This window comes from Rhodococcus sp. P4_B6, from assembly GCF_056402215.1.
The window spans coordinates 1-23393 of record NZ_JBFUHV010000012.1 but is presented as its reverse complement, the minus strand read 5'-3'; the positions used below and the strand labels follow the sequence as shown (position 1 = coordinate 23393).

Sequence of the window (23393 nt, the reverse complement as noted above, 5' to 3'; positions counted from 1 at the left end):
TGACGACGAACGAACTCCCGCGCCTGATCACGAATCGGAGAAACCTATGACAGAGATCCACCCGCAAGCCGGACTCGCCAGTGAGGTTGTCGGTCGCCCTGCGCCGAACAAAGGAGTGCTCATCGGTGTCGGCACGCTGCTGATCGTCCTGACCAACGCCGTCATCTTCATCCTGCCGCCGCTGCTGCCGATCATCCAGGCGCAGTACGGCCTTGCCACAGTGGCCGAGACGACGTGGCTGTACACGGCGCTGACCCTCGGCGGGGGAGCGGGCTTCATCCTGCTGCCGCGCCTCGCCGATCTGTACGGCGACCGAAACGCCTCCGTGGCGGCGTCCGCATTCCTGGCGGTCGGCGCGCCCATTCCGGCTGTCGGCGACTCCTATCCGACCCTCCTGGTCGGCTGCATGCTCATGGGCTTCGGTGGTGCGGCGCAGCTGCTTCCGCTCGGCTTCCTGCGTCGCAATCTCGGCGAGGAGGGCATCACGGTGGGCGTCGGGGTTCTGGTCGTCGCCACCGGTGTCGGCATCGTCGTGGGCATGATCGGCGGCGGCTTCATCGTCGAGAGCCTGTCGCTGCGGAGCTTCTTCGTCATCCTCACCGCAGTGTGCGCGGCCACGACCATTGCGTGCTTTGTCACGATCCCACATGCCCCGCCTGCCGAGCGTAACGGCCGCATCGCAGTACTCGGCACGGTGTGGATGATCGCGTGGGTCGCGGCGATCCTGCTGACTCTGACGCAAGGCCTCGTGTGGGGCGTCGCGGCACTCGTTCCGTTGGTGGTCGGCATCGTCGGTGGCATCGCATGGGTGCGCGTCGAGCGCCGGTCGACCTCGGCGGTGTTCGACGTCGCAATGATGAAGACGCCTCTGGTCACCGCGTCGTGCCTGTGCATCGCGTTGTTCGCAGCGGTGAACTCGGCCTTTCTGTTGCTGCTCAGCACGTACGCCCAGATCTCTCCCGAGAATCTTCGGCCCGAAGACTCCTACGGACTCGGGCTCAGCGCGCTGCAGACGGGCTGGCTCATGGCACCCTTCGCGGCGGCGTTCCTGGTCCGCGGAACCGTGCTCGACCGCGCCCTGCTCAACGGCCGTGGTGTCCCCGTCTTCGTCATCGGAGCGCTCACCAGCGCATCGGGGCTGGCCTGGCTCGCCCTGGCGCACGACCAGCAGTGGCAATACCTCGTGGGCGCTGCCGTCATGGGGCTCGGGACCAGAATCGGCTACGCAGCCGGCTTCACCATGGTGCAGATGGCAGTGCCCGAAGAGAAGGCCGGGATGGCGGCCGGTGTCGCCGGCACGTCCATGGCCGTGGGTTTCGCCCTCGGCACGGCACTCGTCAGCGGCGACCTCAGTGCCTCTTTGGTTCCGGTGGTCGGCACCGGCCTCGAGGTCGCGGCAAAGGGCCTCTACGGCACCGGCTACTGGCTGTCGGGAGTTCTCGCCCTGCTCGTCGTGGTGACCGTGCTGATGTCACGCGCCCGGTCCGGTCGACGCGTCGACAGCGCCGTGTTCTGAATCAGTCCCACGCCTGTCTCCACGCTCGGCGTCGAGGGTGCGTCACTCCACGCTCACCCAGGACACCAGCGAACGCAGGGCGTCTTCGGGTGACGCCTTCGCGGCCGGAGCCGCCGGTCTGGGCACATCGCCGACGTTGGCGGCCATCCACGCGTCGAGGACACCCAGGACGAGCTCGATCTGCAGCTCGGCCGCTGTACGGTCGGTGAACACCAGCCAGTTGAGCGCGAATCCGTCGGACAGTGTGGACACGATGTAGGCCAGTTCGGCGATCGTTTTCGGGTCGACCGACTGGCCCGCATCGGTCGCGGCGGCCTCGAGGATCGGCCGCATGGTCGCGAATGCCTCGTCGTACACCACCTCGGCCTGCTTGCCCTCCTGACGCTGGGCCCAGCTGATCAGCTCGACGATCGCCGCGCCGAAATCCGGATTCGCCAGGTACCACTCCATCACGCCGCGCAACAGGGCGCGCGCGGTGGTCTCGATGTCACCTTGGACATCGTTGCGCGCCAGCACCTCTCGATACTGCGCGGTGACGTGTTCGAAGACCGCGGCGAACAGCACCTCTTTCGTGGCAAAGCAGTAGTGCAGCGTGGCCAGCGGAGCGTTCGCATCCTGCGCGATGCGGCGTGTGGTCGCGCCGTCCACTCCGTGGGCGGCGATCATGCGCACGGACGCCGCCACCAATTCGGCGCGACGTTCGGCGGCAGGAATGCGGGCCATGCGTTTCTCCTGTCGAATCAGATGTGAACGACTGATCAAGTCAATGCAAACGCTACCAGTCGGCTGGGCGGGCGAGCTGCCTCATCGCCGAGATGGGAACCTCACGGCTCGCAGCGTTTATGAGTATCTAGTCATTTGCCTTGATCATATGACTATGTTCTTCTACGCTATGACTGAGCCCAGTGCCCGGCGCCATCGCGGTCGGAGGGGCACGAGCGCACCGCGAAATGCGCCGTCACGACATGAGATCGCGAGCAGCACCCGCATCAACGCCGCATCGCACCCGACAAGTCTGAAGAGGATGACCATGACCGGAGTCGACTCAGTTCGACTGGAACGTGTACCAGCCCTGGCCCGGTTGGCGCAGGACCCGCCGATCGACACCCTCGTCGGCCTGCTGGCGATCCAGGCCCTCAGGTATCCGGACCGCGAGTTCCTCCGGTTCACGGAAGGGTCGTGGACCTTCGGCGAGATCGACGACTGGACGTCACGCCTGGCGCAGCGACTTGTCTGCGAGGACGGGGTCCGCGAAGGCGACCGGGTCGCGATCATGCTGCCCAATGTGGTGCAGTGGCCGGTCGCCTGGCTCGCGATTCTCGCGGCCGGCGGCGTCGCGGTGCCGATCAATTCGTCATATCAGCGCGCAGACCTCGAATTCGTGCTGCGGGATTCCGGCGCCCGGGTGATGGTCACCGACGCCGAACACACCCCACTCGTCGAACAGGTGCGCGCCGCGAACGCCGATCTGGCCGATGTCCGGATCGTCGAAGCCGCCTCGTGCGACGAACTCGCGCAGTATCCGGCGGACAGGCCGGGGGTCGCCATCTCCGGCGAGACGCTCGCGAATCTCCAGTACACCTCGGGCACTACCGGATTCCCGAAGGCGTGCATGCTGACCCACGACTACTGGGTTCGGTTGGGGTGGGTCTGCGCGAGCGCGGCAGGCCTCGGGGCCGACGACGTGGCGCTCACCTCGCAGCCGTTCTCGTACATGGACCCGCAGTGGAACACCTCGCTGTGTCTCACGATCGGCGCACCGCTGGTGGTACTGCCCCGGTTCTCCGCCTCGGGTTTCATGGCGGACGTCCGCAGGCACCGGGCCACATTCTGCTACGTGCTCGGCTCGATGCCCACGCTGCTGTTCAAGCAGGAGCCGAGTCCGCAGGACCGGGACAACTACCTACGCCTCGTGCTGTGCTCGGCAATCCCCGTCGCGCTGCACGCTGAGCTCGAACAGCGTTGGGGTGCACCGTGGCGGGAGATCTTCGGAATGACCGAAAGCGGGGTCGACCTGGTCAGCTTCCCCGAGCGCTCGGCCGACGTCGGCAGCGGGCGGCTGGGGCAGCCGGTTCCCACGAAGCAGGTCCGGGTGGTCGATCCGCAGGGCGCGGAGGTTGCCGAGGGAGAATCCGGCGAGCTGATCACCTCGGGCAGACCGATGATGCTGGGCTACTGGAACCGGCCCGAAGACACCGCGCAGGTCCTGCGCGACGGCTGGCTGCACACCGGCGATGTCGCGGTCCGCGAGGCGGGCAGCTACCGCCTGGTGGGCCGGATCAAGGACATGGTCCGCCGCGGCGGCGAGAACATCGCGAGCGCCGAGGTCGAACGCGTCCTGGAGCGCGACGACACCGTCGTCGCGGCAGCGGTGGTCGGCGTCCAGGACGAGCTGTTCGGCGAGGAGGTCAAGGCTTTCGTGCAGCTGGCCACCGGCGTCGACGAGAGCCGCGGAACCGCAGAGCGAATCGTCGACGGCGCGCGAGCCCAGCTGGCACGTTTCAAGGTTCCGCGCTACGTCGAGTTCGTCGCCGATTTCCCGCGCACCCCGTCGGAGCGTGTGTCGAAGCCGGTCCTGAAGGCGCGCTCCGCAGAACACCCGCGCACCACCTACGACCTGCAACCGCCGCGCACCGTCCGCAGCGGTAGCTGAGGAGCCGGACATGACCGAGAACTACCTGGACGTGCACATCGACCGTGACGTCGCGGTGCTCACACTGAACCGTCCGGCGAAGCTGAACGTGATGGACGTGGCCACCCGGGTGAGGTTCGCGCAGACGATCCGCCGGTTCGGGACGGGTGACGTCGTCCGCGGGATCGTGCTCACGGGTGCGGGGCGGGCCTTCTCCGCCGGTGAGGACCTGCAGTCGGTGCCGACCAGCTACGACGAGATTCACGAGGCCTTCGCGACGTTCCACGACATCACCCGCGCGATTCTCGAGACGAAGGTCCCCGTGATTGCGGCCGTGAACGGGATCGCGGTCGGCGGCGCCTCGGAGATCACGTTGTGTTGCGACTCCCGGATCGGCACTCCCGCCGCCGAGTACTACCAGCCGGAGAACCACCGCGGGATCATCATCTCGAACGCCTCGAGCTTCCTCCTGGGTCGCCTGGTTCGGAACCATGCGATGCGAATCATTCTGGCCTCCAGCCGGATCGATGCGGACGAGGCTCTGCGGATCGGGCTGCTCGACGAGATCGTGGCCCCGCAGACACTGGTGGACCGCGCGGTCGACGTGGTCGGGCAGTGGAACTCCGATCCCCGTACCACCGCACTGCACCTGGGTCTGCTGCGGCCGCGGCCCGAAGACATCGAGGCCGCGTTCGCCCGCGAAGACGACGCCGCCCGCCACTCGTGGGAGTCCGGCGCCTTCACCGAGGGCATCGAGGGCTTCTGGGCATCGAAGAACGCGGCGCCGACGGCGCCCACGACGAGCAATTGAGATCGGAGACAAGAGTGATCACCACCGAAGCAGCACTTCTCACCGCGGTGAACGAGCCGCTGGAATTCACCGAGATCCAGGTCGACGACCCGGAGCCCCACGAGGTCCGCGTCGCGGTCTCCAACGTGGGCCTGTGCCACAGCGACCTGCATTACATGACCGGTACCGTGCACGCCGACCTGCCGGTGGTGGTCGGGCACGAGGTGGCGGGCATTGTCGAGTCGGTCGGCTCCGCGGTGACCTCGTTGCGTCCGGGCGACCGCGTCGTCGGCGCCCTCACGCCCTCGTGCGGGTTGTGCCGCAACTGTCAGGCCGGGCACTCGACGCAGTGCCAGCGCGCCTCGCAGATCCGGCAGCGGCCCCGGCCCGCTTTCCAGCGGCCGGGAGGCCGGGTCGTGGAGCGGCTCGGCGACATCGGCGCGTTTTCCCGTCACACCCTGATGCGGGAGAACTCGCTGGTGACGGTGCCCGACGAGGTGGGGCTGCACGTCGGGTGCCTACTGTCGTGCTGCATCATCACCGGCGTCGGTGCCGTCTTCCGCGGCGCGCAGGTACGCCCCGGCGCCACCGTGGCCGTGATCGGTTGTGGCGGTGTCGGGTCGGCTATCATCCAGGGCGCGCGGCTCGCCGGTGCCTCGGCGATCGTCGCCGTGGATCTCGACGATGCGCGGCTCGCGGCGGCGCGGACATACGGTGCCACGCACACCGTGAACGGCGCGGCCGATGTCCCCACCGAGATCCGGAAGGTGCTCGGCGACGGGGTGGACTACTCGTTCGAGGCCGTCGGCTCCGCGCGCACCGCGGCCACCGCGCTGTCGGTCTTGCGCGCCAGGGGTACCGCATGCCTGGTGGGCATCGCACCGGACGGCACCGACCTCACCGTTCCCGCGTCGGATTTCTTCTTCGGCGAGAAGCGCCTCATCGGCTCGTACATGGGCTCCGGCCAGGCGCACGAGGACATCACCCAGTTCGCGCGTCTGTACCTCCAGGGCAGCCTGCTGCTCGACGAGATGGTCAGCGACGTGATCCCGTTCCGCGAGATCGACAAGGGCTTCGAGGCGATGAAGTCGGGCGAGGTGACCCGCATCGTCGCCGACCTCACCGTGTGACCGCACCGACCCCAACCATACCCACGCACCGAAGGAAGACGCGGATGTCGAACCCTCAACTGCCCCAGCCGATCAACTACATCGCCGACGAGTGGTCCGAGTGCCGGACGATCCCGGACGCGTGGAATCTCGACCCCAACACGGGCCGGCCGGTCCACCGCGCCGTCACCACCGGCCCGGACGACGTGGAGCGCGCACTGCGGCATGCCGAGCGGGCATACGGCTTCGAGCGCTGGGACGACGCGGCGAGCGAGGAACGCGCGGCGGTCATCGAGCGTGCGGCCGACGTCGTCGAGTCCCGGATCGAGGACATCGCTCGAACCGATGCCCTCACCAGCGGCGTCCCGATCGCGAAGGCTCGGATGGTCGCGCAGTTCCTTCCGCACCGGATCCGCTCGTCCGCTGCGGATCTGCGCGCCATCCCGCGTCGCACGGCGTTGGAGGCCGGCGGCCGCGACGTGCGGCTGTACAAGGTTCCGTGGGGCCCCGCCGCCGTCCTCACCCCGTGGAACGGTCCGAGTTTCATCCCCGCCGCGAAGATGGTGAGCGCCCTCGCCGCCGGTTGCCCCGTCATCCTCAAGCCGTCCGAGCACGCGCCGAGCAGCGCCCAGATCATCGTCGAATGCTTCGTCAAGGCCGGGCTGCCCGACGGTGCGCTGCAGCTCGTCCACGGCGCGGGCGACGTGGGCGCGGCGATCACCGGCGATCACCGCGTGAAGATCGTCTCGTTCACCGGCGGCCCGAACGCCGGCCGCGCGATCGCCCGCGCGGCCGCGGAGGACTTCAAGGTGCTCCAGCTCGAGCTCGGCGGCAACAACCCCGCCCTCGTGCTGGACGATGCCGACATCGACGTGGCCGCCGACGGGATCCTCGACGGGATGACCAAGCTCAACGGTCAATGGTGTGAGGGCCCCGGAAAGGTGCTGGCGCACAAGAGCCTCGTCGAGCCGCTCCTGGAGTCGCTGCTCGATCGCATCGCCCGCATCGGCATCGGGCACTCGCTCGACGAGAACACGCAGCTGGGCCCGATCTCGAACGCCCCGCATTTCGCCACGCTGCAGAGCCGGATCGAAGGGCTGCGGGCCCACGGCGGGACGATCCATCAGCCCGCAGAGCTCCCCGCACTCGACGGGTTCTTCCTTTCCCCCACAGTCGCTTCGGGAGTCGACGCGTCGATGGCGACCGCCGAACTGTTCGGGCCGCTCGTCAGCCTGCACGCCGTGGAGTCCGACGAGGACGCGTTGCGCGTCGCCAATGCGAACCCTTCGGGCCTCGACGCGTACGTGTTCGGTGGCGACCTGGACCGCGCCATCGAGGTCGGATCCCGGGTGCGGTCGGGCGAGGTGCGGGTGAACGGTGCCAAGATCGCCGATCTCGCCGACGGTTCGGCACAGAGCTTCTGGGGTGCTTCCGGAATCGGCGGTCATGCCCCCGGTGAGTCCGTCCGGGTGTTCTGCGGCGATCGCGTGGTCGGCGTCGATTCTCCCGACCTCCCTCTGTAGCGATCGCGTCTACTTTCGCGTCACCCCTTGACTGTGACCGGGACCACTGGTCTACTCAACTAAGTCAGTTGATCGAGTCGTTTGACCAATACAAMGAAAGCGACAGCATGAACTCCACCTCCACCTCAGCCAGCGGGATCGTCGATGTCATCGGCATCGGTGCCGGCTTCTCCGGCCTCTACCTCTCGCACCGGCTCACGAACGCCGGGTGGACCTTCGCGGGTTTCGAGGCCGGACCCAGCGTCGGCGGCACCTGGTTCTGGAACACCTATCCGGGCGCCCGCTGCGACGTCGAGAGCATCTACTACTCCTACTCGTTCGACGAGGCACTCCAGCAGGAATGGACGTGGAGCCAGCGATTCGCGCCGCAGGCCGAAATCCTCAGCTACATCGAACACGTCGCCGACCGCTTCGACCTGCGCAAGCACTTCACCTTCGACACCCGCGTGGTCGGCGCGACGTGGAACGCGGCCGACCGGTTGTGGGAGGTGCGGCTGGACAACGGCGAGACCCGACGTAGCCGCTACCTGATCTCGGGTGCGGGTGGCCTGTCCACCCCCAAGGACTTCGACGTGCCGGGCCTCGGGAACTTCACCGGACTCCAGGTGTCCACCAGCAGGTGGAACATCTCGCTCGACGACCTCGAGGGCAAGCGGGTCGCCGTGATCGGCACCGGATCTTCGGGCGTGCAGGCCATCCCACTGATCGCGGAGGTCGCGGAGCACGTCACGGTGTTCCAGCGCACCCCGAATTACGTGATGCCTGCCCGCAACACCGAACTGTCCACGGAGCAGATCGAATCCATCAAGGTCGACTACCCGGCGATCCGTGAGGAATGCAGGCACTCGCCCGGCGGCATCCCCGACCGCCCAGTGGCCGACAAGGCCTTCGACGTGTCGGAGGAGGAGCGCCGGCGGCGCTACGAGGCGGCGTACGAGCGCAGCGGCTTCCAGGGCGTCGGCGCCGAGTTCGCCGACCTCCTCACCGACGCCGAGGCGAACCGGACCGCCTCGGAATTTCTCCACGACAAGATCCGCGAGATCGTCGAGGATCCGTCCACCGCCGAGCTACTGGTGCCCAGGTACCACCCGCTGGGCGCCAAGCGCAGTGTCTTCGGTACCGACTACTACGAGACCTACAACCGGCCGAACGTGTCGCTGGTGTCGCTGCGCGACGAGCCGCTGGAGACGATGACCGCGAACGCGATCGTCACATCGGAGGGCACGTACGAGGCGGATGCCGTCGTGCTCGCCATCGGGTTCGACGCCTTCACCGGCCCGCTGTACGGGCTCGGTCTCACCGGTGCGTCCGGCACGAAGCTGCAGGAGGCCTGGCGCGACGGTGTCCGGACCTACCTCGGGATGATGACCACGGACTTCCCGAACTTCTTCATGGTCGGCGGCCCCCAGAGCCCCGCGCTCGCCAGCAACGTGGTGATGACCATCGAGCAGGCCGTCGACTGGATCGCCGACCTCATCGAGCACGCCCGCGACTCCGGAGCGACGCTCGTCGAGACCACCGTCGAGGGTCAGAACGACTGGGTCGACATCACCGAGGAGACCGTCGCCCAGACGCTGTACGCCACCACCGACTCCTGGTACCGCGGCTCCAACGTCGAGGGCAAACCCAACACGTTCATGGGCTACGTCGGCGGTGTCGGCAAGTACCGCCGGATGTGCACCGAGATCGCCAAGCGCGGCTACCCCGGCGTCGAAATCGACGGTGAGGCAGAGTCCCGCCACCTCGGCGCGATCCATCAGGAGATTTCATGAGTAAGGCTGTCCACCGGCGCTATGTCGCCTTCTCCGACGCGCACTACGCGGGCAATCTGGTCGACGGCGCCTACGCCCTGAAACTTTTCGGGGACGTCGGCACGAACCTGTCGATCGAGCTGGACGGTCACGAGGGCCTGTTCGCCGGCTACTCGTCCGTCGAGTTCCTCGCCGCTGTTCGTGGCGGCGATGTCGTCGAGGCCGAGGCCACGCTGGTGAAGAAGGGAAATCGCAGTCGCACGGTGGATTTCGAGCTTCGGGTGATCTGCCGCGTCTCCGACGACACGGGCAGCTCGCACGTCCTGGAGCCGCCACTGGTCGCGGTGCGCGCTCGCGGCACCGCGGTCATTCCCGCAGACGAGACGGAGGCGTAACCATGGAGCTGATCTACGACACCGGTTGGGCCGCAACGCCCGCCACCGCCGAACAACCCCTGACCGGTGACATCGACTGCGACGTGGTGGTGATCGGCGGCGGCGGGGGCGGCATGTCGGCCGCACTCCGCCTCGCCGAGAAGGGCGTCGACGTGGTGCTCCTCGAGACGCAGACCCTCGGTTGGGGCGCCAGCTCCCGCAACGCCGGATACGTCACGAATTCGATTGCCGCCGATCCGGAGTTGCTGGGCTTTCTGCTGAAGAGCGAGCGGCTGCGCGACCTCTACCGGTACGCCGAGAACGCGGTGCACTTCGCCGAGGACGCCATCGCCCACCACGGGATCGACTGCGGCTACGAGCAGGCCGGCATCGTGATGGCCGCCGTGTCCAAGGGGCAGCTCCGGCATGCGCGCCGCAACGCGAAGGTCATGGCCGAGGCCGGATCGTCGGCCGAATTCGTCGAGGGTCGGGAGGCGGGCCTTCCGGACGGCTTCCTCGGCGGAATGCGCGAGGGCGTCGGTGGGACCCTCAACCCGGGTGAGTTCGTCCTCGGCCTGCGGGCCGCGACGATCGCATCCGGCGTGCGGGTCTACGAGCACACTCCCGCGCGCGACATCACGGACACCGGCGGCGGGGTCTTCGTCGAAACTCCGGACGGAAGGGTTCGGGCGCGCAAGGCGCTGCTGACCACCAACGCCTACAGCGCAGGCCTGTCCAGCGCGCCGAAGAACCTCGCCACCCCGGTGTGGACGTCGCTGGTCGAGACCGAACCCGTTGCGCCCGAGCGACTCGACGAGATCGGCTGGACCAGCCGTGCCCCGATGGTCACGCTGCACATGATCATCGAGAGCTACCGTGTGACCCCACGGGGCACGATCGTGTTCGGCACCCGCCGCGTGCAGACCGGGCGGAATCCGCTGCCGGACCGCACCCCTGCCCGGAACGTCGCCGACGACCTCGTCCGCGGATTCCGCGACCGCTTCCCCGGTCTGCGCGACATCGAACCGCAGAAGGCCTGGGGCGGCTGGATCGGCATGAGCTCCACGTGGCTCCCCGTCGCCGGCGAGGCCTCCGGCAACGTGCTCTACTCGCTCGCCTGCAACGGCCACGGCTTCGCCCAGGCGCAGTACGTGGGCCACCTGCTCGCGGACCGCATCGGCGGCGCGCCCTTACACGACGACCTGGCCGCGATCTGGCACGGCCGGAAGCGCTTCTGGCCCAGCCTCGTCAGCGGCCCCGCGCTGCACGCGGCCTGGCTCGCCGACCGTGCCTCGGATCGCCTGGCAGCCCTCACGAAATAACCATCGGCGTAAGCCACCCTCCAAGGAGAAAATCATGTCCATCCGAGAACTGCTCTTCGCGGTAGCGGACATCTGGATGATCGCCGTCGGATTCACATACGGGATCAAGTTCATCCGGAACTACAAGAACTACCTGCTCGGCCTCGAGTGGATCATCGTTGCAACGTCGGGTTCGAACTTCCTCGTCTACGGCATCCTGAAGGCCGGTCACGACAGTCCGATGTACACCGGCGCAGCCTTTCTGGACGCCTTCTCCCGGTCGGTCGGCATCACGCTGATCCTGGTTCTGGGGCTGATGAAGGTCACCCAACGATACAAGCCGTCCGTCGCGGTGGACATCGGCGCGTTTGCACTCGCCGCGGTGGTGGGCTTCCTCCTCCTCGGGTACCAGTACCACATCGGCACCCCCGCCAAGATCTTCTTCATCGTTGTCAACGTGCTCACCACGTTGTTCCTGATCTACTTCGTCAAGCGCCTGTGGGGTATCGGCGAGCACGGTCACGCCGTGTCGGTCGCCCTCGCCACCGCCTGCGGATTCGTCATCGCCTCGACCTACGACTTCGTCCACATTCCGGGCGACGACGCGGAGCACACGATCTTCTACATCTTCGCGCTGTCCACGTGGGGCCTGCAGATGTTCACGTACTTCCGTGCGTACCGGGCGTTCGACGCCCACAACAAGCGCGTCGACGCTCAGGCCGTCAGCGGCGGCGCCCCGGTCACGGCTTGATCCGCGCCCTGACCGCCGCAGTAGCGAGGCCCATAGTTTTCGAGAGTCAGGAACCGAAATGACAACGCACGTACAGGAAGAGACCACCGAGGTGGTCGTCGTCGGCGCCGGAATGGCGGGTTTGACGGCGGCGACGTCGCTGTCGCCCGAGACCGACGTAGTCGTGCTCGAATCCACCGACCGCGTGGGCGGCCGAGTCGAGACCGTCCGGAAGGGCGACTACTGGATCAACGTCGGCACTCAGTTCACCGAGGGCACAGGCACACTGATCGATGCCCTCGACCGGCACGGCATCGAGATGGGCTCACTCGCAGGCAAGAGCGTCGCGCTGTACCTGAACGGCGAGGTGATCGACACCTCGAATCCCGTCGCACTCATGTTCCGCACGCGGATGACCCTGATGGACCGAATCGGCATGGCCATCGTCGGTGCACGCATCCTCGCGGTCACGCCGTTCCTGGAGTCGCAGAGCCGTATTGCACAACGGGTTCGCGCCAACCTCGACACCAAGCTGGCGTCGTACCTACTGAAGGGCGTCCGGTCGAAGCTGGCCGCCGACGTCGTCCGGTCGTGGTCGGCGCAGTGGATGGGATGCGAGGTGGAGGAGACGGCCGCCACCCAGTTCGTCACGTCGGTCGGCCTCGCACTGGCCGACCCGGAGAAGATCCCGAACTTCTCGCTGCCGGTGGGTGGCAACCAAACGCTGACCGACGTGCTGGCGGAGGATCTCGGTGACCGGATCCGGCTGAACTCGGCGGTGCACTCGGTGCGGCGCGACGGTGACGGCGTGGTCGTCGACTACCACGACGGTGACCGACCGGTGCGGCTGCGGGCGAAGCGCGCGATCGTGACCGCACCCGCCGATATCGCCGAGCGGATCATCCCGGACCTCCCGCAGCAGCACCGGAATGCGTTCGACGACATCACCTACGGCCGGTACGTRATCGTCGGATTCTTCACCGACGAAGTCGGGCCGCARCGCTGGGACGASTACTTCGCTGTCTCGACGCCGCAACTGTCGTTCCAGGCGATGTTCAACCACGCCGCGGCGATGCGGAACGGCGACGACCGYAAGCCSGGTGGAGCRCTGGCCTGTTTCGCCGGCGGCGCTCACGCCGACGCGTTGTTCGACCTCCCCGACGAGGAGATCGTGTCGCGATACCRGCAGGACCTGCTCGCAGTGTTCCCCGAGCTGGAAGGGAAGCTGGGCGAGGGCATCGTGCGRMRGCAYCRTCGGGTCGTGCCCTTCTGGGCGCCCGGGCGGAGGAACTCGCTTCCGACGTTGCGTGATCCGCTCGGCACCAYCTACCTCGCCGGCGACTACCAGCTCGATCTGCCGTCGCTCGCCGACGCAGCCACGTCGGGCGAGCGCGCGGCGAAGGCCGTACTGGCGAGCCTGAGCCGGCAGCGCTAGACCAGTCCCCGAACAGAAGAACGAGGAAGCGCATGTTCACCAACACCTTCACCGAGACCTTCGGGATCGARCACCCCATCGTGTGCGGCGGCATGACCGCCGTCGGCACCGCAGACCTSATCRGCGCGGTGGCCAACGCCGGGGCGCTCGGATTCCTCACCGCCCTGACCCAACCGACCCCCGAAGCGTTGGTCAAGGAGATCGCCCGCTGCCGCGACCTCACCGACAAACCGTTCGGCGTCAACCTCACCATCCTGCCGACCATCCAGCCGGTGCCCTACGACGAATACCGCGACGCCATCGTCGACAGCGGCATCACCATCGTCGAAACCGCCGGGGGCAACCCGACCCCACACCTGCCCACCTTCAAGGCCGCGGGTGTCAAGGTGATCCACAAGGCGGTCTCGGTGAGGCACGCCGTCAAGGCCGAGCAACTCGGCGTCGACGCGATCAGCATCGACGGCTTCGAGTGCGCCGGGCACCCCGGTGAGGACGACGTTCCCGGGCTCGTGCTGATCCCCGCTGCGGCCCGGGCACTGTCGATCCCGATCATCGCCAGCGGCGGACTCGCCACCGGCGCCGGACTTGTCGCCGCCCTCGCGCTGGGAGCGTCGGCGGTGAACATGGGCACCCGATTCATGGCGACCACCGAGGCGCCCATCCATCACAACGTCAAACAACAGATCGTCGACAACACCGAACACGACACCGTCATCGTCTTCCGCGAGTTCCACAACTCCGCCCGTGTCGCCCGCAACTCGGTGTCCGAAGAAATCGCCACACTGTCGCGGCGACCGGGTGCCACGTTCGACGACATCGCCCACTTGGCCAGCGGTGTCCGCGGCCGCGAGCAGGTGTACGGCAACGGAGACGTCGAAGGCGGCATGTGGTGGGCCGGTCAGGCTCAGGGCCTGATCCACGACATCGGCAGCTGCGAGGAGGTAGTGGACTCGATCCTCACCGAGGCTCAGCAGATCATCACCCGCTCATTGCCCGATCAGCTCCGCGGCTGAATCAGCCCGGCAACCGGACGCTTCAGAATTCGATCTTCAGCGTGGGACTGGTCGGCTTCGCCTGGCAGCCGAGGATGTAGCCGTCGGCGACGTCGTCGGGATCGAGGGCGTCGGTGACCCCGGGATCGACGGTCCCTTCCAGGAGGGTGCAGGCGCAGGATCCGCATTCGCCTTCGCGGCAGGAGTACGGGGCGTCGATCCCGGCGCCCACCATCACGTCGATCAGGGTTGCGTCGGCCGGCCAAGACAGGGTGTGGGTGTCGCCGTCCAGGGTGACGTCCACGGTCGACGACGCGGCGGCGTCGGCGGTGACCTGCTTGATCGGCGCGAAGGGGTCGCCGTCGAGGGACCGGAATTCCTCGATGTGAATCCGGTGCCGGTCGTACCCGATGCTGGTCAGCGTCTCCTTGACCATGGCCATGAAGGGTGCGGGTCCGCAGACGAAGACGGTGCCGTCCTGGCCGCCGTCGGCGAATTGGGTGAGATTGTCCGGGGTCGGTAGCCCCGCCTCGCTCTCGAGTCGGTGCTCGACGGTGAGCCGGTCTGCGTGCTTCTTGGCGAGGTCGGCGAGTTCGGCGTCGAAGATGATCGATTCCCGGTCCCGGTTGGCGTAGTACAGGGACACGGTGCCGGTCGTGGACGCCAGCACGGACTTGAGGATCGACATCACCGGGGTGACGCCGCTGCCGGCGGCGAACAGCTGGAAGTCGCCGTCGAGACTGTGCGGGGTGAACGTGCCCGACGGTGGCAGCACATGCACGTCGTCGCCCGCGGTGATGTTGTCGCACAGCCAGTTCGAGCCGTATCCGTCGACGGTGCGTTTGACCGTCACCTTGATCCGGTCGTCGGTGGTGGGCGAGCTGGCGATCGAATAGCAACGCGCCACCGAACCGGTGCGTTCGCTGGGGATCCGGATGGTGAGGAATTGCCCGGGCCGGTACGCGAACCTGTCGGCGATCTCCTGCGGGACGTCGATGACGAGGGAGGAGGCGTCGGGTGTCTCGGCGATGACGTCGGCGACACGGACGGTGTAGCCGAGAGAATCGGGTGCGACGTTGGTCATGGGTGCGTCTTTCGTTGCAGCTCAGGATGGGGAAGCGACACGTTCCGGCCGTCGGCGGCCGAACGAAACCGGTGGAACGCCGTCAGTGCTCGGACGGCGACGCGGCCGGGGGCAGCGCCCGGAACCAGACCTCACCGAGGGCGCGGCCGAGTTCGTCGATGCGTTCGCGTTTGGGGGTCGAGGCGGGGAGACCGACGTGCACGTAGGCCATCTGCTCGGTCATGCAGCCGAGCGACTCGGCGAGCAGGTCGAGGTTGGTGTCCCCGATCTCCCCGCGGTCGTGCAGTTTCTCCAGCCAGCGGCGGGTGCGTGCGATGAAGTCGTCACGCAGTTGCAGCCACAGCTGCTGAAAACCCTCGTTTGCGCTGGCGGCGGCAGCTTCACGCAGCAGTCGCAGGATGTGCCGGTGCCGGGAGTAGGCGTGCAGGTAGGTGCTGTTGACCTCGATCAGCGCTTCGAGTTCGCCGCTGGTGGTCGTCTTGCGGCTGGTGGCCTCGGACAATTCCTGGAGCCCGGTGTGCATGGCGGCGAGGAAGACGTCGTCGAGGTCGGTGAAGTGCCGGTAGAAGTTTCCCTGCGCGGTCTTCGCGCGGTGGGTGATGTCGGAGACCCGGGTGCGGGTGTACCCGTACTCGCTGAAGCATTCGATGGCGGCCTGCACGATGCGTTCCCGGGTGAGCTCCCCGCGGCGGTTGGGACGTTTCGGGGTGGCCGCGCCGGGTTCGACGAGGCCGACGTGCGTGTAGACGTCGTCGAGCGTGCGCGGTGGGACCTGTCGCTGTGTGGTCATCGCCGCCCCCTCTCCGTCGCCCGAGTTTGCGAACAAGATATCACTGACCGTGGATGTCGCATCGTTCTGACCTCGTGTTATGCCCGTTCCAGGTGCGCAGAGCGCAACTGTGCGAGCGGATGATCCACCGGGACGGTGTCGGGCAGGTAGCCGAGGAGTTCGGTGAGGTACTCGTCGACGTCGCCCTCGTCGGGGGTGTGCAGGGCGTCGCCCTCGTAGACCGCGCCGGTGGTGCCGTCGACGGTCACCGTCAGCCCGGTCAGTTTCGCGACGGTGCCGACTCCGGCGCCGACGACGCACGGCAGCCCGATCTCCCGGCACACCAGCGCCGCGTGGGAGGTGCTGCCGCCGAGTTCGGTGACGACGGCGACCGATTCGAACATCGCGGGCACGTCGTCCGGAGCGGTGGAGGGGCGAACGAGCACGACGGGTGTGCCGGCCGCGGCGAGGTCGAGGGCCTGGTCGAGGTCGCTGACGGCCTGCCCGACGGCGACACCGGGGCCGGCGCCGAGGCCGCCGGCCAGGACCGTCCGGTCGGCGTGCACCGCCTGCGTTTTCGCCAGGCTCGCGGCCTGCTCGGCCGAGACGCGGGAGACCGCCTCGTCGGCCGTGATGAGACCTTCGCGGACGAGGTCGACGGCGATCCGGACCGCGGCGCGCGGAGCACGCTTCCCGGCCCGGCACTGCAGGACGTACAACCGGCCGCTTTCGACGGTGAACTCGATGTCGACCAGGTCGCGGTGCTCACGTTCGAGGACCTCGGCGATGCGCTCGAGTTCCGGGTACACGTCGGGCAGGATGTCGCCGACGGTGACGAGCGGGTTCGGGGTCTTCTCCCCGGACACGACGTCCTCGCCCTGCGCCTTCGCCAGCCATTCGCCGTAGAGAGTGTTCTCGCCGGTGGCCGGGTCGCGGCTGAACAGCACCCCGGTCCCGGACCGTTCGTCGCGGTTGCCGAACACCATGGCCTGCACGGTGACTGCGGTTCCGGCGCCGGCGCCGAGGTTGTGCCGGGCGCGGTACGCCTTGACGCGCTCGTTGGTCCAGGAGTCGAAGACGGCGCCGATCGCCGATCGCAACTGCTCGAGCGGATCGCGCGGCGGCGCGGCACCGGGGTCGCCGGCGACGATGTCGGCGTAACTGTGACAGAACCGCTGCCAGGTGTCCGTCGCCCACCGCTGATCGCCGGTCTCGGCGGCGAGCGCCTCACACAGTTCGGGGGTCAGGCCGAGGTTGAGGACGGTGTCCATCATGCCCGGCATGGACTGCGCGGCGCCGGACCGAACGGACACCAGCAGCGGGGACGGACCGGCGCCGAACCGGCGGCCGGTCTCCGTTTCGAGTCGTCGCAGGTGTTCGAGGACCTGCTGCCAGATCTCGTCCGGCAGTGATCGGCCGTTGTCGTGGTAGACCGCGCAGACACCGGTGGGCAGCGCGAACGCCGGGGGGACCGGCAGTCCCATCGCCCGCATCTTGTTGACGCTGTAGGCCTTGCCGCCGAGTACCACGCGGGTGCTGGGGTGGGTGCCGTCCAGGGTGATGACGTGCTCGGCCGGGCTGCTGGAGGAGGTCATAGCGAGAGTCCTTCGAAAACGGGGGATTTGGCGGCCGCACGGGTGGCGAACAGGCCACCTTCGACCGGGATGTCGATGCCGTTGAGCCAGGACGCGGCGGGGGAGAGGGCGAACGCGACGACCGCGCCGATCTCGTGGGGGTAGCCGTGTCTGCCGACCGCGTCGTGGGATCGTGCCATCGCGTCGGCGCCCATGCTGGCTTCGAAGTCGGCGAGGATCGGTGTCTCGACCGGTCCGGGGCTGACGGACAGCGCACGGATGTGGCGTGCCGTCAGTTTCGCCGACAGCAGTTGCGTCCAGTCGACGAGGGCGCGTTTGGACGTGTCGTAGGCGGCGGGCCCCTTGACGGGGTGGTCACGCAACCAGGCGTGCAGGTCCGCGCGGTCGCGGACCCGCAGTAGTTCGTCGATCGACTCCGGGGATTCGGTGTTGCGGTGCGCGGCGACGGAGGCGACGTTGACGATCGCCGATCCCGCGGTCATGCGGGGGAGCAGAAGTTCGGTGAGCAGGCGCGGCCCGAGAAGATTGACCGCCAGCACGGTCTGCGCGGCAGCGGTGCCCGGGACACCGGCGACGTTCGCCAGCCCGGTGACCTCACCGGGGAGGGCCGCGACGGCGTCGCTGATCGAGCCGGGGTCGGAGAGGTCGCACAGCAGGGTGCGCACCGGTCCGATCGGGCAGTCGCGCCGGTCGAGGGCGTAGACCGTGGCGCCTGCCGCGCTCAACTGGCCGGCGAGGGCGAGCCCGATCCCCGATGCCGCCCCGGTGACGACGACGTTTCCACTGAAAGTGTTGCCGGTCATGACATTACCGCCATCACGTCGGTGAACTCCTCGATGCCGAGGTGGCCGAGTTCGCGGCCGTAGCCGGAATTCTTGACGCCACCGAAGGGAACTGTGGGCCGATTGCGGGTGCGGACGCCGTTGATCTTGACCTGGCCGACGTCGAGCCGTCCGGCGACGGCGCGAGCGCGCTCGACGTCGCCGGACCACACCTCCGCGGACAACCCGTACGCGCAGTCGTTGGCGATGCGGACGGCGTCGTCGACGTCGGTGTAGATCTGCACGGCGAGGACGGGGCCGAAGATCTCCTCACGGATGGCCCGGGCGTCCTCGGGCAGTCCGGTGATGACGGTGGGATCGACGAAGTACCCGGTCGGGGACGCCTCGGACGGCTTGCCCGTGCCGGTGAGCAGGTGCCCGCCGGCGGCGACGGCGTCACCGATGTGGTCGAGGACGCGCTCACGTTGGCGCGCCGAGACGAGCGGCCCCTGCCGCGTGCGGGGGTCCGCGGGGTTACCCAGGACCTGCTGCGCGACTGCATCTTCGATGATGTCGACGGAGTCGGCGGCGAGGTGTTCCGGGATCAGCAGGCGGGTGGTGGCGTTGCAGGCCTGACCGGAGTTGACCAGACCGGAAGTGACGACCCCGGTGAGCGCGGTCTCGAGGTCCGCGTCCGGCAGCACCACGGCAGGTGACTTCCCGCCGAGTTCGAGGGTGCAGCGGGTCAACGTCTGCGCCGCCAGGGAGGCCACCGTGCGACCGGCGAGGACGCTGCCGGTGAACGAGACGTGCGCGAGGCCCGGGTGCGCGGCCAGTGCGGCGCCGGTGACCGCACCGGTTCCGGTCACGACGTTGAACACCCCGGCCGGAAATCCCGCCTCGAGGAACAGCGCGGCGAGCGCGTTCGCGTCGTACGGGGTCATCTCCGACGCCTTGAGCACCACGGTCGATCCGGCGGCGAGTGCGGCCGAGACCTTGGCGACGATCTGATGGACCGGCATGTTCCACGGCGTGATCGCGCCGACGACCCCGCTGCCGCGTCGGACCAGGGTGGCCCCGTCGATGTCCTGCGACCACGGGAAGTCGCGGGCGGTGCGGGCGGTGGCCCGCAGCACGTCGGCGGGGAGCTGGGCCTGTGTGACCTCCGCGAGCGAGATCGGCATACCCATTTCCCGGCTGACCAGTGCCGCGATCGCCGAGCCGTCACGGGTGAGCAGATCCGCGGCACGGTCGAGCAACTCCGCCCGCTCGGCGACGTCGGTGCGCCGCCACGCCGGATGGGCTGCTGCGGCCGACCGCACGGCGTCGTCGACGACCTCGGATCCGGCGTCGACGACCTCACCCATCACGGACTCGGTGAACGGGTCGATCACCTCGATCACCGGCCCGGCCGGCACGAACCAGTCGCCGTCGATCAGACAACCGGCCCGGTCGAAGGTGTCAGCCATTGCGCGGCTCCAATCGCACGGGCAGGGTCTTGATGCCGCGGAAGAAGTTGCTCTGCAGTCGCTTCGGGGAATCGGCCACGTCGATGTCGATGCCGCGTTCGACGAGCTTGGTGAAGAACAGCTTCGCCTCGAGGCGGGCGAGGTTGGCGCCGAGGCAGGCGTGATCGCCCCACCCGAAACCCAGGTGCTCGTTCGGGAACCGATCGGCCCGGAACGTGTCCGGCTCCTCGAACACCCGCTCGTCCCGGTTCGCGGAACAGAACCACATGACGACCTTGTCGCCGGCCTTCACGGTCTTGCCGTGTATCTCGACGTCCCGGGTGGCGGTGCGCCGCATCGACAGCACCGGCGACACCCAACGCACCATCTCTTCGACCGCGGAGCGGATCTTGCCCGGATTCTCGCGCAGAACGTCCCACCATTGCGGGTTCTCGTGCAGGGCGAGCACACCGCCCGACAGCAGGTTCCGAGTGGTTTCGTTCCCGGCGACCATCAGGATCAGGTAGTAGGCGTCGAGGTAACCTCGGCTGAGCGGGACCCCGTCGAGTTCGGCGGCGGTCAGCACGCTGACCAGGTCGTCGGCCGGGCAGGCCCGACGCTCGGTCTCGAGGGCCCGGAAGTAGGCGAACACCTCGTCGCGGGCGCGCACGGCGGTCTCGGGGCCCGCGGAGTAGTCGGGGTCCTCCGAGGCCATCTGGTTCGTCCACCGCAGCAGGTTCGGGCAGTCCTCGAGCGGGGCGCCGAGCAGTCGACCGATCATCACCAGTGGCAGTTGGGCGGAGATGTTCGCGACCAGGTCGATCGGCCCCGCGCCGACGGCCTTGTTCAGCAGGTCGTCGATCACCGCCTCGATGTCCGGGACGAGGGCCTTCACCTTGGCGGGTCGCACGTGCGGGGTGACGATCTTGCGCAGCGGACCGTGCTCCGGTGGGTCGACGTGGTGAATGCTGCGGGCGCCTTCGCCTTCGGCGCGCCTGCTCGCGATCTGCGTCCCCTGGGTGACGGTGAACGTGTCGTGGTCCGCGGCAACTGCTTTGACGTCGGCGTATCGAGTCACCGACCAGAATCCCGGGCCGTTCGGTTCCTCGTTCCAGTGCAGAGGGTCCTCGTTGCGCAACTGCGCGAAGATCTCGTCCGCGTAGCCGGAGGCGAATGCCCGCAGGTCCATCAGGTCGATACCACTGCTGGTGGTCATTTGGATGTCTCCCGTCACGGTCACGTTCGTTTGTGACATTGGTGTCACTAAAGCACAAATCGCCGGATTTGCAAATACCCCTTGTAAGACGAGTCAAATCGCTTGTAGCCTGACCTAGATAGTGACGAACAATTCACAAAAAGAGGTCACGTGTACCCACCCGCAATCGCCACCGAGCATCCTGATTCTCTCGCGTTCGTGATGGCCGCCTCCGGTTCTTCGCTCACCTACCGGCAGCTCGACGAGCAGTCCAACCAGCTCGCCCATCTCCTGCGCAGCAGAGGCGTGACAGCAGGCGATTCCATCGTCCTGGTGATGGAGAACCGGATCGAATGGCCGGTGGTGGTCGCGGCCGGAATGCGCGCGGGCCTGTATGTCACACCGGTGAACTGGCACCTCGGCGCCGCCGAACTCGCCGCGCTCCTCGCCGAAGCGACACCGGCCGCGGTCGTCACCAGCGGCTCGCTCGCCGGAGCGGTCGCCGACGCCCTTCCCGGCGGGCACACCGCGCTGACCCTGTGCACCGATCCTGCTCCCGGGGTCGAGCACCTCGCCGCGGCGATCGCGAACCACCCGAGGACTCCCATCGCGGACGAGCGCTTCGGCGCCCGCGTCCTCTACAGCGGCGGCACCACCGGCCGTCCGAAGGCGTTCCGGCAGAAATTGCTGGACATCCATCCCGCGGACGCCCCCACCCGTCACGCGGGCCTCGCCCTGAAACTCGGCATCGACTCGGACACGGTGCTGCTCTCGCCCGCCCCGAACTACCACGCGGCGCCGTTCACCTTCCAGCTGATGACGATGGCCGCCGGCGGCACGGTCGTGTGTATGGAACGCTTCGACGCGTCCGCGGCCATGACGGCGATCGCCGCCCACGGGGTCACCCACTCGCAGTGGGTGCCGACGATGCTGCTGCGCATCCTCGCCCTGCCCGACAGGAGCGCCATCGCGCTGTCGCCGACGCACACCACCGCCGTCACCTCCGGCGCGCCCTGCCCGGTGGAGGTCAAGGAACAGATCAACGCGTGGTGGGGGCCCGTCCTGCACGAGTACTACGGCGCCTCCGAGGGCTACGGGCACACGTACATCTCCGCGGCCGAATCCGCCGACCACCCCGGGTCGGTCGGCCGACCCCTCGGCGGCACCCGTGTGCACGTCACCGACGACGCGGGCACCCCGCTGCCGACGGGTGAGATCGGCAAGGTCTGGTTCGAACCGCCGGCCGCGGCGGCCTACGTCAACGCGGGAGACACCGCGACGAGTGCCGGCTGGAAAAGCATGGGCGACCGCGGCTACCTCGACGAGGACGGATTCCTCTACCTCGCCGGGCGGGAAAGTTTCATGATCATCTCCGGCGGGGTCAACATCTACCCCGAGGAGATCGAGGCCGCCCTGGTGCGCCATCCCGATGTCGTCGACGCCGCGGTATTCGGTATCCCCGACCCGGAATTCGGGGAACAGGTCAAGGCGATGGTGGAATTGCGCGAGGGTGTACCGGGTGACGCCACCACCGCCGCCGACCTCATCGATTACTGCCGCGGCTGCCTGGCGACCTTCAAAGCGCCCCGCTCGATCGACTTCGTCGACCGCCTGCCGCGGCTGCCCACCGGAAAACTCAACAAGAAGGCCCTGCGCTCGCACTATTTCGCGAATTCCTGACGAAGACACAATCTGACCACCGCTCACCCGAACAGGAGCCAGACATGGTTCACGCCCAGCAAGATCAACACACCTTCGACGTCCTGCATTCGCTCCGCGTGAAGGGACTGGCCAACGACAACGTGCTCAGCGCCCTGTCGGGCGTGCCCGTCGAGGACCTGCCGGCAGCCCTGGATCCGCTCGTCGAGCAGGGTCTGGTGGTGCGCCGGGAGGGCCGGATGCCGGGAGCGATGCTGACCCCCGCGGGCAAGGCCGAGCATCTGCGGCTACTCGCACAGGATCCGGCCACCACCGGCGCGGCCACCGCACTGACAGCCTTCTACGACCGATTCCTGCCGATCAACTCCGACTTCAAGATGGTATGTCAGCGCTGGCAGATGCGCAGCGACGACACCCCCAACGATCACGGCGACCCGACCTACGACGGCGAGGTCGTCGGCGCGCTGGCGCAGACCGACGAGCAACTGCGGGCGTCGCTCCCGGAACTGGTCGATGCGCTGCCGCGGTTCGGTCGCTACCTGCCGCGCCTCTCCGCGGCGCTCGACCGCATCCGCGGCGGCGACAACGCCTCGTTCGCGCGGCCGATGTACGACAGCTACCACGACATCTGGATGGAACTGCACGAAGACCTCATCCTCAGCGCCGGGCGGACCCGGGGCGCTGCCGACGAAGGCTGACCAAGCGCACAACCACAACACGCAGAAGGGT

At 67.9% G+C, this 23393-nt stretch carries 20 protein-coding genes; 13 read left to right on the top strand and 7 right to left on the bottom strand.

Annotated elements, in window-relative coordinates; translation table 11 throughout:
• Positions 1 to 46: 46 nt before the first annotated feature.
• Positions 47 to 1516 carry an MFS transporter gene (locus tag AC1DWT_RS08190; RefSeq protein WP_477920228.1) on the top strand — a complete coding sequence of 490 codons (1470 nt, stop codon included), beginning with the start codon at positions 47 to 49 and terminating at the stop codon, positions 1514 to 1516.
• 42 nt (positions 1517 to 1558) lie between these two features.
• On the opposite strand, the gene AC1DWT_RS08185 is transcribed toward AC1DWT_RS08190, so the two are convergent.
• Positions 1559 to 2239 (bottom strand): TetR/AcrR family transcriptional regulator, encoded by a 681-nt coding sequence (locus AC1DWT_RS08185; protein WP_477920227.1) that lies wholly within the window; start codon positions 2237 to 2239, stop codon positions 1559 to 1561.
• Between the two features lie 307 nt (positions 2240 to 2546).
• Between AC1DWT_RS08185 and AC1DWT_RS08180 the strand changes: the two genes are divergently transcribed.
• The 10 genes from AC1DWT_RS08180 to AC1DWT_RS08135 all read left to right on the top strand — a co-directional run bounded on the left by AC1DWT_RS08180 (position 2547) and on the right by AC1DWT_RS08135 (position 14174).
• On the top strand, positions 2547 to 4169 hold the full coding sequence (locus AC1DWT_RS08180; protein WP_477920225.1) for a class I adenylate-forming enzyme family protein: 1623 nt from the start codon (positions 2547 to 2549) through the stop codon (positions 4167 to 4169).
• A 10-nt stretch (positions 4170 to 4179) separates the two neighbouring features.
• Positions 4180 to 4959 (top strand): enoyl-CoA hydratase/isomerase family protein, encoded by a 780-nt coding sequence (locus AC1DWT_RS08175; protein ID WP_477920223.1) that lies wholly within the window; start codon positions 4180 to 4182, stop codon positions 4957 to 4959.
• Between the two features lie 14 nt (positions 4960 to 4973).
• Positions 4974 to 6068: a Zn-dependent alcohol dehydrogenase gene (locus AC1DWT_RS08170; protein WP_072943686.1), complete on the top strand. Its 1095-nt coding sequence runs from the start codon at positions 4974 to 4976 to the stop codon at positions 6066 to 6068.
• Between the two features lie 44 nt (positions 6069 to 6112).
• On the top strand, positions 6113 to 7570 hold the full coding sequence (locus AC1DWT_RS08165) for an aldehyde dehydrogenase family protein (protein WP_072943684.1): 1458 nt from the start codon (positions 6113 to 6115) through the stop codon (positions 7568 to 7570).
• A 107-nt stretch (positions 7571 to 7677) separates the two neighbouring features.
• Positions 7678 to 9342, top strand: coding sequence for a flavin-containing monooxygenase (locus AC1DWT_RS08160; protein ID WP_477920220.1), 1665 nt, complete (start codon positions 7678 to 7680; stop codon positions 9340 to 9342).
• Positions 9339 to 9716, top strand: a complete 378-nt coding sequence (locus AC1DWT_RS08155) for a hotdog fold domain-containing protein (protein WP_072943681.1) — start codon at positions 9339 to 9341, stop codon at positions 9714 to 9716. The genes AC1DWT_RS08160 and AC1DWT_RS08155 overlap by 4 nt, the downstream gene beginning before the upstream one ends.
• 2 nt (positions 9717 to 9718) lie before the next feature.
• Positions 9719 to 11017, top strand: coding sequence for an NAD(P)/FAD-dependent oxidoreductase (locus AC1DWT_RS08150; RefSeq protein WP_477920216.1), 1299 nt, complete (start codon positions 9719 to 9721; stop codon positions 11015 to 11017).
• 34 nt (positions 11018 to 11051) lie between these two features.
• Complete coding sequence (locus AC1DWT_RS08145; protein ID WP_477920215.1) at positions 11052 to 11747, top strand: transporter; 696 nt, start codon at positions 11052 to 11054, stop codon at positions 11745 to 11747.
• Positions 11748 to 11805: 58 nt separating this feature from the next.
• On the top strand, positions 11806 to 13161 hold the full coding sequence (locus AC1DWT_RS08140; RefSeq protein ID WP_477920213.1) for a flavin monoamine oxidase family protein: 1356 nt from the start codon (positions 11806 to 11808) through the stop codon (positions 13159 to 13161).
• A 32-nt stretch (positions 13162 to 13193) separates the two neighbouring features.
• Positions 13194 to 14174, top strand: coding sequence for an NAD(P)H-dependent flavin oxidoreductase (locus AC1DWT_RS08135; RefSeq protein WP_477920211.1), 981 nt, complete (start codon positions 13194 to 13196; stop codon positions 14172 to 14174).
• 22 nt (positions 14175 to 14196) lie between these two features.
• Here the strand turns inward: AC1DWT_RS08135 and AC1DWT_RS08130 are convergent, their stop codons facing one another.
• The 6 genes from AC1DWT_RS08130 to AC1DWT_RS08105 form a co-directional block, all read right to left on the bottom strand.
• A complete protein-coding gene (locus AC1DWT_RS08130; protein WP_206014231.1) occupies positions 14197 to 15237 on the bottom strand; it encodes a ferredoxin--NADP reductase in 1041 nt (346 codons plus the stop codon).
• A gap of 82 nt (positions 15238 to 15319) precedes the next feature.
• Positions 15320 to 16027 carry a TetR/AcrR family transcriptional regulator gene (locus AC1DWT_RS08125; protein WP_206014232.1) on the bottom strand — a complete coding sequence of 236 codons (708 nt, stop codon included), beginning with the start codon at positions 16025 to 16027 and terminating at the stop codon, positions 15320 to 15322.
• Between the two features lie 77 nt (positions 16028 to 16104).
• Positions 16105 to 17601, bottom strand: coding sequence for a pyruvate, phosphate dikinase (locus AC1DWT_RS08120; RefSeq protein WP_477920210.1), 1497 nt, complete (start codon positions 17599 to 17601; stop codon positions 16105 to 16107).
• Positions 17598 to 18404, bottom strand: a complete 807-nt coding sequence (locus AC1DWT_RS08115; RefSeq protein WP_095865569.1) for a coniferyl-alcohol dehydrogenase — start codon at positions 18402 to 18404, stop codon at positions 17598 to 17600. Before AC1DWT_RS08115 ends, AC1DWT_RS08120 begins: the two co-directional genes overlap by 4 nt.
• Positions 18401 to 19831 (bottom strand): aldehyde dehydrogenase family protein, encoded by a 1431-nt coding sequence (locus AC1DWT_RS08110; protein ID WP_477920207.1) that lies wholly within the window; start codon positions 19829 to 19831, stop codon positions 18401 to 18403. Before AC1DWT_RS08110 ends, AC1DWT_RS08115 begins: the two co-directional genes overlap by 4 nt.
• Positions 19824 to 21026: a cytochrome P450 gene (locus AC1DWT_RS08105; protein ID WP_095865571.1), complete on the bottom strand. Its 1203-nt coding sequence runs from the start codon at positions 21024 to 21026 to the stop codon at positions 19824 to 19826. Before AC1DWT_RS08105 ends, AC1DWT_RS08110 begins: the two co-directional genes overlap by 8 nt.
• 150 nt (positions 21027 to 21176) lie before the next feature.
• On the opposite strand from AC1DWT_RS08105, the gene AC1DWT_RS08100 reads away from it, so the two are divergent.
• Together AC1DWT_RS08100 and AC1DWT_RS08095 are read left to right on the top strand one after the other, a co-directional pair.
• Entirely contained in the window at positions 21177 to 22685 is a 1509-nt protein-coding gene (locus AC1DWT_RS08100) for an AMP-binding protein (RefSeq protein ID WP_072943663.1), read from the top strand.
• 44 nt (positions 22686 to 22729) lie between these two features.
• Positions 22730 to 23362, top strand: a complete 633-nt coding sequence (locus AC1DWT_RS08095; RefSeq protein ID WP_072943661.1) for a hypothetical protein — start codon at positions 22730 to 22732, stop codon at positions 23360 to 23362.
• Positions 23363 to 23393 lie beyond the last annotated feature (31 nt).

Bases quoted from the DNA above. Each gene is read 5' to 3' on its own strand.
- AC1DWT_RS08190 (WP_477920228.1), top strand. From the start codon at position 47: ATGACAGAGATCCACCCGCAAGCCGGACTCGCCAGTGAGGTTGTCGGT.
- AC1DWT_RS08185 (WP_477920227.1), bottom strand. From the start codon at position 2,239: ATGGCCCGCATTCCTGCCGCCGAACGTCGCGCCGAATTGGTGGCGGCG.
- AC1DWT_RS08180 (WP_477920225.1), top strand. From the start codon at position 2,547: ATGACCGGAGTCGACTCAGTTCGACTGGAACGTGTACCAGCCCTGGCC.
- AC1DWT_RS08175 (WP_477920223.1), top strand. From the start codon at position 4,180: ATGACCGAGAACTACCTGGACGTGCACATCGACCGTGACGTCGCGGTG.
- AC1DWT_RS08165 (WP_072943684.1), top strand. From the start codon at position 6,113: ATGTCGAACCCTCAACTGCCCCAGCCGATCAACTACATCGCCGACGAG.
- AC1DWT_RS08160 (WP_477920220.1), top strand. From the start codon at position 7,678: ATGAACTCCACCTCCACCTCAGCCAGCGGGATCGTCGATGTCATCGGC.
- AC1DWT_RS08155 (WP_072943681.1), top strand. From the start codon at position 9,339: ATGAGTAAGGCTGTCCACCGGCGCTATGTCGCCTTCTCCGACGCGCAC.
- AC1DWT_RS08150 (WP_477920216.1), top strand. From the start codon at position 9,719: ATGGAGCTGATCTACGACACCGGTTGGGCCGCAACGCCCGCCACCGCC.
- AC1DWT_RS08145 (WP_477920215.1), top strand. From the start codon at position 11,052: ATGTCCATCCGAGAACTGCTCTTCGCGGTAGCGGACATCTGGATGATC.
- AC1DWT_RS08130 (WP_206014231.1), bottom strand. From the start codon at position 15,237: ATGACCAACGTCGCACCCGATTCTCTCGGCTACACCGTCCGTGTCGCC.
- AC1DWT_RS08125 (WP_206014232.1), bottom strand. From the start codon at position 16,027: ATGACCACACAGCGACAGGTCCCACCGCGCACGCTCGACGACGTCTAC.
- AC1DWT_RS08120 (WP_477920210.1), bottom strand. From the start codon at position 17,601: ATGACCTCCTCCAGCAGCCCGGCCGAGCACGTCATCACCCTGGACGGC.
- AC1DWT_RS08115 (WP_095865569.1), bottom strand. From the start codon at position 18,404: ATGACCGGCAACACTTTCAGTGGAAACGTCGTCGTCACCGGGGCGGCA.
- AC1DWT_RS08110 (WP_477920207.1), bottom strand. From the start codon at position 19,831: ATGGCTGACACCTTCGACCGGGCCGGTTGTCTGATCGACGGCGACTGG.
- AC1DWT_RS08105 (WP_095865571.1), bottom strand. From the start codon at position 21,026: ATGACCACCAGCAGTGGTATCGACCTGATGGACCTGCGGGCATTCGCC.
- AC1DWT_RS08095 (WP_072943661.1), top strand. From the start codon at position 22,730: ATGGTTCACGCCCAGCAAGATCAACACACCTTCGACGTCCTGCATTCG.